Genomic DNA, 1,015 nt, shown 5'->3' with positions numbered 1-1,015 from the left:
TTGCGCGCCTTGGTGTTTTTCGTGCTATCAATATACGTGAGGCTGATACCATTAATCTAGATGGCAGTTTACCGCTTATGCTTGTTGTACAAGAACGTAAACCGCGTCGTTTTGGGGTAGGCGGTAGCTATTCAACATTAGATGGTGCTGGTTTTGAGACTTATTGGATGCATAACAATCTTTTTGGTCATGCAGAGACTCTTAAAATTGAAACAAAGATAAGTGGTGTTGGTAGCAATAAAAAGCAATCATATAATTTTAAAAATTTTGATTATCTTTTCGGTGGCACTTTTATAAAGCCTGGTGTACTCACGCCAGATACAGATCTCAGGTCAGAGTTAAAAATACAACAAGATGTTTTAGAAAATTATACGACAAAAGCCATCAAAGGAAAATTAGGTATTACGCATATTTTCAATGGTAATCTATCGGGACAGGCTGCTATAGAAGTTTCAAATGGTTATTCACGTGATATCTATTTTGGGAGCCGTAATTTTACAACAATAGGTTTCCCTAGCGGTTTGATTTACGATAGTCGTAATAATAAGTTTAATGCAACAAAAGGTTTATATGGTGAAGTTTTCATTGAGCCTTTTTATGAGATGCGTTTTAGCAATTTTGTTGCAAAAGTAACAGCAGAAGGTCGTTCTTATTGGGCATTGGACGAAGGGGATCGTTTTGTTTTTGCTGCGCGGGCAAAGATTGGTACAATTCTTGGGAATGATACAGCACAAATCCCTGCGAATACGCTTTTTTTTGCTGGTGGTGGTGGGTCTGTTCGTGGTTATTCTTACCGTAATATTGGTATCAAAACAGAAAATGATGCGGTTGTTGGTGGACGGGCGGTTGTTGAAGGATCGGCAGAATTGCGTGTTTCTTTAAATGATAAAATAGGGTTTGTCGGTTTTCTTGATGGAGGTGTCGTAGGGGAAAAGGCAAATTTTGATTTTTCTCAAAAAATTAAATGGGGAGCCGGTATAGGAGGTCGTTATATGACGGGTCTTGGTCCTTTACG

The 1,015-nt window shown here is 38.6% G+C and carries 1 protein-coding gene; it reads left to right on the top strand.

Features of this window, described 5'->3' with window-relative positions:
* Positions 1-1,015 (top strand): autotransporter assembly complex family protein (locus tag ACFIKE_RS12295; protein ID WP_375650048.1); only part of this gene is annotated, 1,015 nt, incomplete at both ends.

Source organism: Bartonella sp. MU70NMGDW (assembly GCF_042194085.1).
Lineage (GTDB): Bacteria > Pseudomonadota > Alphaproteobacteria > Rhizobiales > Rhizobiaceae > Bartonella > Bartonella grahamii.
This window is presented reverse-complemented; position numbering and strand designations above follow the sequence as displayed.